This is a genomic window from Pedosphaera parvula Ellin514 (assembly GCF_000172555.1).
GTDB lineage: Bacteria > Verrucomicrobiota > Verrucomicrobiia > Limisphaerales > Pedosphaeraceae > Pedosphaera.
Window position 1 is genome coordinate 62,131 of sequence record NZ_ABOX02000036.1, and the last position, 9,214, is coordinate 71,344.

Consider the following 9,214-nt stretch of genomic DNA (forward strand, 5'->3'; position numbering starts at 1 on the left):
ATGCGACGATGGGGCGGTCTATCAACGGACTGGCATTCTGGCTATGATGATGCCGATGCATAAAAGACCGACCAGGCAGAGGAAAATCGCGACGATCAAGCTGGAATAGAGGTTTCTCATGCCTTTGATTCGAGCGATGGAGTGAAAGGGTTCGCTCCGCAGATAATTCACGAGCTTCTGGTATTGCATGATGGCGATGCCCAATGCCGTGGTTCCGATCGCTATCAAAGCCAGACCGATGTTGCGGGACAAATGCGGGTTCCTGGGCGGCACCACCTCTTGCATCTGGTTCAGCCGATCAAAGAACTGCACAATGGCGAATCCGAACGCGATCAAGGCCGATGCGGTGCGAATCCAGGATTCCAGGGTGCGTTCGGCGGCCATGCGGGTGCGAATCCAGGCAAGGTGGTTGTTCACATTTTCGTGTGAGCATGGGTCGTTTGTATCTGGCATAACGCTCCTTTGACTTGCAAGATAATCCCGCTGCTTGCTTTTGGAAATACGGAATGAACAGGAGGCTCCTTTTCACCGTCGGAGCGGAAATTCCGGCCTGGCTGAGAGGGTTCAGCTTCCACGCAACGAAAATGTGATGAGCAGGCAGGCAATGCCGATGGCGACGATGTCTTCGGGGATGGCGACGAAGACGTCTTTTACATGGAAACGGTTTACGAGCTTGGTGCGGGCCTGGTAACCGGAATAGGCTCCGATGATGGCACCGATTCCACCGAGCACGGCACCCAGGATCAGGGATTGACCGGCAGCAGCGCAAATGCAGGCACCGCAGAGTGCGCCCATGATGATGCGCGCGGTCAAGGGGCCGGGCTTGGTGCGGCTCGGAGTTTTGGGCAGGAGGTCGGTCACAAATTCGAGGACGGCCAGCAGCGTGAAAATGAGCGCTGCCGCGAGGGTCCCCATGAACGCGACGGCGGTGCCGTGCAGGTTCAGCCAACCGAGATGCGCAGCCCAACTCGTCACAGCAGGGGCGGTGAGGGAACGTAGTCCGGCGACGATTCCCATGCCGAGTGCAATGACGAAAATGTAGTTCGTATTCATTTTAATACTCCTGTTCTCGTGGTCTGGTGGTTGGTGGATTTGTTGAAATTTGCCGAAAGTGCAAAGCCGGTTATTTGACGGCTGTTACCGGTGTCCTCAGGGCGTCGGTGACGATCAGTTCACCCACACGCAGACGCTTGACGCTGAGTTCCTTGATTTTCAGGGAGCGAATGCGCGCCTTGTCGAGGGCCAGACGCCGGACAGCCAGGAAACCAATGGCCAGGGCTCCTATGGAGAACGCACCCAAGGCGAGGGCTCCAACCGCGAGGGCGCCGACGGCACCTTTATTGGCGCGGAACTGCGTGATTTGCCGGGGCATGGCCTCTATGGCCCGAGGTTGTTTCGGCTGAATGAGTGCTCTCATTTTGAATCTCCTTTTCCTAACCGTACGAGAATTTTTGGTTCTGTCCAGTTCGAGAATGGGTGGATTCAATGGGGGTCAATAGTTACGATCGCCCCTTCATGCCCGCTTGCACGCAGGAATTTTCTATGGTTTGCGCAAACGATAGAAGACGCTTCCTTGTGTTACGCTATCAGTGATTGTTAGCGTGCCCATCCCCTGGCCGGGGAGTTGGGAAAAATTTGTCCAGCTGTTGGCGGCAGAGAGATTGATGGTCTTCTGCAAGTTCCAGCCGGACACGGAATTTGTCCATGCGATAGAAATAATGTCATTGGAGAGGTTCAAATGGAGTTTGGGAATCACGGGCGGAATGATTGAGAAGGCAAGGAAACCATTGTTCCCATCGCAGGCATAGAGCCGGTCCCCATTGATCACGATCTGGCCGATGAAATTGGCATTGCCGAGTTCGTTAGTCGGAAAATTGTAGCGCGCAATCAGCACCGGATTGCTCAAATCCTGAATCTCATAGAGTTCGATGGCGTCCGGCTGCGTGGAGTTGCCGGAAAAACTCAATCCTGCCAGGAAACCGCGCGCCAGATCAATTGCCACCGGCCCGAGCGCCGCGGGAAGATTGGTGACACTCATCAGGAGGGTGCTGTTGTGATTGGTCAGGTCGTAGCTTAACTGCATCAGGGCTGTGCCTTTGCGTTTTTGCCAGAACGTATTTCCCGCGCCAAACTGCAAGCTGCGCCCCAGACTTCCCGAGCCGTTGGGTTCGGTGAGGGCGGTCGTGACGAACTGGTTCATCGCGCCGCTGCTCGGCGTCAGGATTGCTGCAAAAGGACCGCCCACGGATCCAGCCAGCAATTGGCTGTCGATAATCAGTTGTGTGTTCGTGCCCGTGCCGCGCAGATCCATCGCGTCACCCCAGCGGAAAGCCGTTGCCTGCCCGGCGGGTTCGCCTTGAAAAACTTGAATCGGCTTTGTGGTGGGGGAGGAGTTTGTCCATCGATAAAGACGAAATGTCGACGGCGTGGTGCCTCCAGAAACATCCAGATTGGCGGCGTAAAGAGCGCCGTCAGCAGCCGCCATCATTTCCAGCAGCACGATGGCACCGCCGCTGATACCAGTGGTGTCCAATGAATAGAGCCACATCCCTGTGCTGCCATCCAGCACGTTGATATTCAACCCAGTCGTTGCGCCACTGCGGCTGACAATATAAACCTGGTTCGACAGTGCGTTGTACGCGATGCCCCGCTGCAACGGAGTTTGGGAAGTGGAAAGATTTGTGGAACCAGTGGCGTAAGGGGCCGAGCCTGGAGCGAGGCTCCACAGTTTAGACAATTGATAATGATCGTCGGGCATGAAGATCGTCAGCACGGCATTCGAACTGAGAGTAGTGCCTGCGACGTTGCTCAACATGACTGAATAAGCACCCGCATTGGCAGCCCCGATATTGGTGAGCGTCAGCGTTTGATTTGTAGCGCCCGGAATCGTAGCGCCGTTCAATCGCCATTGATAGCCCAGAGGCGCTTTTCCAGCCGGCATGACGCTGAAGCTCACGTTTGTTTTCCATACCGCCGACTGGCTGAGCGGTTGGTCAATAATATATGGAAGGGTCACGCTGGTTTTGCGCGGCAGCGGGTTTGTAGCATAGGTATCTTCGAAATGAATCATTTCGTCTTGTGACACGTTCATTCCATTGGCTCCCCAGGAATATCCGATGAACCCGGCAAAGGCTACGTTTGTGGCCCCGCGGCTTCGCGCAATGATCGCGCTGTCCCAATTGTTCGAAGAAACTCCTGATCGCCCAAACCCGGTGCTGTTGGTCGACTGAGCGAAATGTTCGCCGAGAATGAGGCGATTTGGCGAGACGCCGAAGTTTGAATAATTGACGAGACTGCTCGAATACTGACCCTGACACCAGCTCACCGAAAAACTTTGCGCGCTGATTTCCTGTCCGCTGAGGTAATTCTCAATACCGATATAAGCATCAGATGCCAATCCCTGCCAGTCGGCCGCAGTCCCAACGGGATTTGTGTATGGCGCATAAACAATAATCGTATAGCCATAGGTCGTTTTGAGCGCATGGACCACGTCCCGAATCCACGTGCGGTAGCTTGGGTTCGGAGTCCAGGTGGACGAAGCGATCTCATTCAACACAATCCAATCAGGTCTCGGTCCGGTGTTGGTAAAATTATTCATGACCCATTGATTGATGGACGCCGCGGCAGTGGCTGCGTCGTTTGTGGGCCAGGTCTTGTCCAAAGTGTTGTAATAAATCGCCAGAACGTTCCCATTGGCTGTCAGCTCTGTGCGGTGATCATCATTCCCCATGGCGAGGTAATGGCCATTGGGACTCGGAAAATTCATATGATCAAAGTGTTCCTGGCACAAATTCTGGCTCGAACTCGTGCAACCACAACAAAACGTGACGACATCAAAGCGTAAATCCGGAACTGCAAACGCGCGCTGGACAATCAAACTCACGAGAAGAAGGATCAGCCGTAGGAATAACCGGGGAGAAATTTGTGTCATGGTGTGGTGAGAATAAAATGACGTTATACGTATTACTTTGGTGCACCAGCGCGATAGAACAGATGAACACCTGGTAGGGACTTCACTGATAAATGTAAGGCCTTTGAAAGCAAGGCAATGCGGAGGGGCGGCGAGGGGAACATCATGATTTTTTCAAAGTAAACTGTTGAAGTTTGCGGGCTCTGTCAAGAATTCAAGATTGAGTTTTTTGGGTTTGTGTGCTTGAAGCGTACCAAAAAGGGCGGATCACTTCAATTGAGGTGGATCCGGAATCAAAATTGAAATGACGGGTTCGAATTGGAATTGAAAAGTCTGCTCCCAGGCTGGAATAAGAGACCCAAAGAAAAAGTAATTGGGAAAGATACCTTTTATCCCTTGACCCAATGCCCTAATGGATGGCCCCTTAAAATCAAAGTAGCGACACTAATCGCGATTCTTCCCAGCCTCAAATAAAAGCAAAATTATCTCAAATAAGTGTCATTACTTTGGCCTGACTCCTCTATGTGCTCTGTAACTCGTCTGGAAACATCGCCTCCAGCCAAACGGTGACTCCAGTGCTCGGGTCGGAACATTCGACCTCGAATGCATCGCTGTAAACTTCCAGAATTGTGCCGACATCTCCGACCTGCGGATGCCGTTGAAACTGTGGGCGTTCGCGGGCGAACCGGTCATCGCGAATCGTTGCCACTCTTACAGCATCATACTGCTTCATGGTGGTAGCGTGTGAAGCGACCTAAGCTCAGCGACCGCCGCCGGAAACGCCCGGTCGGCTGCAGGAGTCGCTGACAAATTATCTAAACCGTCCGACTGCCCAGCGGGGCGGCGGTTCGCTGCAGTGCACTGGTCAGACCGCATTCCTCTACCGATGCTGAAGTGGATCATGCTTCCGAGCAACGTGCCTACCGAGGAAATGATGAAACTCGACTGCTCGATCCGACAACCGGTCGTAAAGATCGTCTTCAAGATACCGATGATCATAGTCGCGTAGCCGCACAACGTCCGCACGAATCTCCCGAAGCGCCTGTTCATCGAAAGGTGGCGTGACAGCCAATGTCTGCTCCAAAAAATCACAAAACCGCTCGAAGCCCTCGTCCCAATTCCCATTCCCGTTATTCTGCGACTCCCAACGCAGCCGCTCGATCACACGAATCAACTCACCCTGAACCGTGTCGGCCTGCCCAGACTTTGGCACAAGGGTCTTCCAAATGTGTTTGGCGTCCTCGAAGTATCGCATGTATGTAGTGCAGCCTAACGACTAGGCTCAGCGACCGCCGGGCCGTGAGTATCGAACGCGCTGTAAATGTTCAAGTTATTGGTCATCATAAATCGCAGAGCTTGGCGGGGGTTCGCTGCAACGTGATGTGTTAGGCAGCGTTCGTGTCATCTCTTCTTGTGTGCTTTAGGATAATAAACTCGATGGACTGAAAACATCGGCCAAATCAATGCGAATAAAAAGGCGTGAAGCGACACAACATACGGAATAATCAAAAACAAAGTCGGGCGACCAAGAACCTCTCTCCAAGTCGGCCAGCGAGGCCGGGGAATGTCTGGCTGCGGAATGTCAGCAACGGGCTTTTCGGCTTCCTGCTTGATACGCTGGTTGTAATAACGAGCAAACAAAATGGCAACAAACAACCACCAGAGCATCACGGCAAATAAAATGATGGCGAATGTCTTCATGCGTCACGCTGCGTAGCGACCCAAGCTAAGCGATCCGGCCCGCGAGCGATGCATTGGTCCGGTATCCTTCATGACTTACAAGGTTAAGAAGTGCACGAGCACCTGTCCAGCGCAGACACGATCATTCGTTGTCACATCATCGCGGTCGGGCAAACCAAAATCGAAAGCCTGCAAGGAAGCTTAGTCGCGTTGGCTCCATTACAGCCTCCACGAACTCGTGCGGTGGCCGATAACCGTGGGCCTTGACGTAGTGGCTAATCATCGCTGGCGAATGATAAACTTTGCCGCTGCGGCCGACAACGCGAATCACTGACGAACTCAATGCTCCGGCTGCTCTCCGAACCGCAAATGTCGGGTCTGGCGCGAAATCGCAGAACTCACAAACATGAAATCCACGGTGCTGCACAACTGGTCGGCTGCAAATCTCAACCAGCCGCTCGACAAATCCAGGCGGAACAACTCCGCGAGAAAAACCATGCGCCTTGTCCAGCCAACCGACACTCAATCCCTGCCGCCCGGGAATGTTGTATGAGCAAGGAGTAAGGTCGGGAAAATACATGACGCTCGAATGTGGTCTAACGACCCAGAACTGAGCCACGCGGGAACTGCGACGTCAAGCCATCCGCGACTTGTCGCGAACCCAAAGTGGCCAACCGCGTTGGCTCCAGTGATGTGTTAGGCCACAAATGCAAAATCATAAGTTCTCAACGTGCTAATGAGCGAATGACTAAAAAAACAATCCAAAGACCAACCACACAGAAAATAGTGACTACAGCTCGATTCGAAATGCTTGGAGATTTATCAGCCAGCGAATTTTCTCGAAACCAAACGTAAGCCATAAGTCCCAAGCCAAGAAATGCAGAAACAGCGGCACAAGCAAAGAATGCGGTGCGGTGCGTCTTCGAGCCGATCACCACGAATAAGGGCACAGCGATGCCGATGAGCCTAAGGAGAGTTAGGGTGGTTCTAGTGCCCATGATCTCTGTGGCCTAACGACCCAACCGCATCGACTCGCTGCAGCGCATGGTTAGACATCAGTCCCATCGATCTTCCTGAAATTTCTCTCATCAAAATGGCTGCCAAAAATATAATTACTCGGGGGACACCAGCCGCCCACACAATCAAGGACATTGCAAATCGCCTCATCTCTTGGATCGTCAGTATCAAAACCGTCGGGGTGCGGTCTGATGGCATATAATATCTCACGTGCCTGCTCTTCGGTTGCTCCTTTATGTTTTAGATCAACTATCAATTGAAACAAGTTCGCTTCCGGAGCCGGTGAGTTTAACGCCTCAAAAAATGGGCGCAAAGTTGTAGGATCGATTTGCACGTAGTTATGCTTAACAATCAATATGCGACGCGTGTCGCAATAATTCCAATATACGAACAATATTTCGAGTGCTATATCGTCCCATGACTATCTCTCAAGTTGTTTCACGATTCCAATCTGCGCTGGACGCAAAGCGTTGTCCAGCAGATTGCTGCTCAACCAATGGGTGGTTGGTTCTTATCTGCAAAGGCTGCAAAAGGTGGATTCAACCGATTTGCAATATGGCCAAACTTCCCGGTTGCCAGCGGTTGCCACAAAATGCCCTATTGGCTCCAATTGCTTTGGATTGCTTCCCATTGATGGAAAAAAGTGCAAGGAGGGTTTTAGTCTTTATTATGCGGGTTTTGTTGTTCTTTGAAGTGGTGCCAGAGGCAGGAATTGAACCTGCGACCAAAGGCTTATGAGTCCTCTGCGCTACACTCCTTCGAGTCTGGCCATCTCTGCTTGGAAGGACTTCGGTTATTTGGTGACTGGCGCAGCATTTTAGCGTGGTGGTGGGCTTCGGTTAGAGTGGGCAGAGCAGGTTGGCGTTGTGGGGCCGAAGGTTTTTTGAGAAGACTCGTTACCTGGGGTTTCGCGCTTTTTGCGCTTCACCCCACGCTGCTATATTTCGGGCCTTCAGCCCTCTGAATAGTGCCTCGCGAGCGAGGGGGAAGATTTTCAGGATGGGGGGATGGAGGCGTGGGCCTTGTCAGGGCTCGAGCGTTTCCACGCGGGCACCAGTCTCGGCCCTACCGATTAACTGACTGGTGGCGCATGGTCTGGAGTCGCTGGCCGCATACGCGGGTGGAGGCGTGTGAAGGGAACTGGGGGCCTTGTCCCTTCGGTTTCGGTGGTGGAGGATATTTGGCCTCGTCGAGCGAAGGGAAGAAATTTTTGGGAGGGCTGTTGGCTACAAACATGCCGGTCCGCTGGACCTTAAGATGGGGTGAGTGTGCAAGATGAGTTGGGGATGGTTTTGTGGTCGTGGATCGCGTGCGCGAATAGTGCGGTCGGGGTTGGTGGAGTCGCTGACGTGGTTAGGGAGCACGCAGCAGCGTATCCTTACCCCAAAAAGGATTGCTGGCGCGGGCGATGGGAGTCTTGGGCCGCGTGCGCAGATGGGGCGTATGGAGGGATTGGAGTCGCGGGCTAGGTTAGTGCGGCGCGGTAGGGACACCGCAGCCCTACCTACGAGGCTGGCGCGGGGATGGAATCGCGGAGCGCGTTCGCGAGTGGAGACGAAAGGTGGATTATTATCTCTGGCTTTGTCTGGGAAGCGGCGCAGCGCGTTTCCTGGTATCTACCGAATAATTGATGGCTTGCGCTGGGATTGGTGTCGTGGGTCGCGTACGCGGATGGGGCATATGGAGTGATAAAAGCCGTGGGCCAGGTTAGTGCGGCGCGGTAGGGACACCGCAGCCCTACCTACGAGGCTGGCGCGGAGGGTTGGATCGTTGGTCGCCTACGCGATTGGCACGATGAATTGGTTTGAATCGTGAGGGAGGTCAGGGAGCGCGGCGCAAGTCTTTCCAGACGGGCGATGTTCCTTACCAGCGCAAGGTTGATTGCTGGCGCAGGGGGATTGGAGTGATTGGTGCGTACGCGTATTGGAGTAAATGGAGGGTTGAAAGTCGCGGGCATTGTTAGGGTTCGACGGAGTCTCACCCCACCGCAATGTAACGAGCCTGGCGGTTGGATTGGAATCGTGGGTCGCGTACGCGAGTGGAGACGGAAGGTGAGTTATTATCTCTGGCTTTGTCTGGGAAGCGGCGCAGCGCGTTCCCTTGTTTCTACCGAATAATTGATGGCTTGCGCTGGGATTGGTGTCGTGGGTCGCGTACGCGGATGGAGGGATATGGAGGGTTGAAATCCTTGGCCAAGTATGGGCGCCCACAGAGAGACTGTCTCAAAACTTGAATGTGTTTTTTGGGGGGAGCGTCCAAGAAAATGATGGCTCACGCGATTGCTCCTGATTACGGACAGCAGTTTATTTTCCCTCCAGCCTTGGAAGACTGGGTGCCCAAGGATCATCCGGCCCGCTTCCTGCGCGAGTTTGTCGACCAGCTCGATTTGTCATTGCTGGGTTTCGTCATGCCTTCAGCCACCGAAGGCCGTCCGCCGTATGCGCCCAGTCTGCTGCTCAAGATCTGGCTCTATGGTTATTTTCACCGCATTCGCTCCACGCGCAAACTGGAGGCAGCCTGTCGGGAGCACTTGTCCCTGCTCTGGCTGACTGGGCTGATTCAACCTGATCACAACAGTCTCTGGCGTTTCTGGCGTGATAACCAAAG

10 protein-coding genes are annotated in these 9,214 nt (G+C 53.6%); 2 read left to right on the plus strand and 8 right to left on the minus strand.

Going from position 1 to position 9,214, the window contains the following annotated elements; genetic code table 11:
- Positions 1-21: 21 nt before the first annotated feature.
- The 8 genes from CFLAV_RS22460 to CFLAV_RS37990 form a co-directional block, all read right to left on the minus strand.
- Positions 22-453: a YidH family protein gene (locus tag CFLAV_RS22460; RefSeq protein WP_007417140.1), complete on the minus strand. Its 432-nt coding sequence runs from the start codon at positions 451-453 to the stop codon at positions 22-24.
- Positions 454-564: 111 nt separating this feature from the next.
- Positions 565-1,053 (minus strand): DUF4126 family protein, encoded by a 489-nt coding sequence (locus CFLAV_RS22465; protein ID WP_007417141.1) that lies wholly within the window; start codon positions 1,051-1,053, stop codon positions 565-567.
- 70 nt (positions 1,054-1,123) lie between these two features.
- Positions 1,124-1,417 carry a hypothetical protein gene (locus CFLAV_RS22470; protein ID WP_007417142.1) on the minus strand — a complete coding sequence of 98 codons (294 nt, stop codon included), beginning with the start codon at positions 1,415-1,417 and terminating at the stop codon, positions 1,124-1,126.
- A gap of 123 nt (positions 1,418-1,540) precedes the next feature.
- Positions 1,541-3,766, minus strand: a complete 2,226-nt coding sequence (locus tag CFLAV_RS22475; RefSeq protein ID WP_150107544.1) for an immunoglobulin domain-containing protein — start codon at positions 3,764-3,766, stop codon at positions 1,541-1,543.
- Positions 3,767-4,430: 664 nt separating this feature from the next.
- Positions 4,431-4,643, minus strand: a complete 213-nt coding sequence (locus CFLAV_RS22480) for a hypothetical protein (RefSeq protein WP_007417144.1) — start codon at positions 4,641-4,643, stop codon at positions 4,431-4,433.
- Between the two features lie 147 nt (positions 4,644-4,790).
- Complete coding sequence (locus CFLAV_RS22485) at positions 4,791-5,165, minus strand: hypothetical protein (RefSeq protein WP_007417145.1); 375 nt, start codon at positions 5,163-5,165, stop codon at positions 4,791-4,793.
- A gap of 146 nt (positions 5,166-5,311) precedes the next feature.
- A complete protein-coding gene (locus CFLAV_RS22490; protein WP_007417146.1) occupies positions 5,312-5,611 on the minus strand; it encodes a hypothetical protein in 300 nt (99 codons plus the stop codon).
- A gap of 136 nt (positions 5,612-5,747) precedes the next feature.
- Positions 5,748-6,170, minus strand: a complete 423-nt coding sequence (locus CFLAV_RS37990; RefSeq protein WP_160164639.1) for a DUF7919 family protein — start codon at positions 6,168-6,170, stop codon at positions 5,748-5,750.
- Positions 6,171-7,162: 992 nt separating this feature from the next.
- Here CFLAV_RS37990 and CFLAV_RS35135 point away from each other — a divergent pair.
- Together CFLAV_RS35135 and CFLAV_RS22510 are read left to right on the plus strand one after the other, a co-directional pair.
- Positions 7,163-7,345 (plus strand): hypothetical protein, encoded by a 183-nt coding sequence (locus tag CFLAV_RS35135; protein ID WP_150107545.1) that lies wholly within the window; start codon positions 7,163-7,165, stop codon positions 7,343-7,345.
- A 1,525-nt stretch (positions 7,346-8,870) separates the two neighbouring features.
- Positions 8,871-9,214 (plus strand): transposase (locus tag CFLAV_RS22510; RefSeq protein ID WP_192812808.1); only part of this gene is annotated, 344 nt, incomplete at its 3' end.

Excerpts from the sequence above, each read along its gene's own strand:
- CFLAV_RS22460 (WP_007417140.1), bottom strand. The coding sequence starts at position 453 with ATGCCAGATACAAACGACCCATGCTCACACGAAAATGTGAACAACCAC.
- CFLAV_RS22480 (WP_007417144.1), bottom strand. The coding sequence starts at position 4,643 with ATGAAGCAGTATGATGCTGTAAGAGTGGCAACGATTCGCGATGACCGG.
- CFLAV_RS22470 (WP_007417142.1), bottom strand. The coding sequence starts at position 1,417 with ATGAGAGCACTCATTCAGCCGAAACAACCTCGGGCCATAGAGGCCATG.
- CFLAV_RS37990 (WP_160164639.1), bottom strand. The coding sequence starts at position 6,170 with ATGTATTTTCCCGACCTTACTCCTTGCTCATACAACATTCCCGGGCGG.
- CFLAV_RS35135 (WP_150107545.1), top strand. The coding sequence starts at position 7,163 with ATGGCCAAACTTCCCGGTTGCCAGCGGTTGCCACAAAATGCCCTATTG.
- CFLAV_RS22485 (WP_007417145.1), bottom strand. The coding sequence starts at position 5,165 with ATGCGATACTTCGAGGACGCCAAACACATTTGGAAGACCCTTGTGCCA.
- CFLAV_RS22465 (WP_007417141.1), bottom strand. The coding sequence starts at position 1,053 with ATGAATACGAACTACATTTTCGTCATTGCACTCGGCATGGGAATCGTC.
- CFLAV_RS22490 (WP_007417146.1), bottom strand. The coding sequence starts at position 5,611 with ATGAAGACATTCGCCATCATTTTATTTGCCGTGATGCTCTGGTGGTTG.
- CFLAV_RS22475 (WP_150107544.1), bottom strand. The coding sequence starts at position 3,766 with ATGAATTTTCCGAGTCCCAATGGCCATTACCTCGCCATGGGGAATGAT.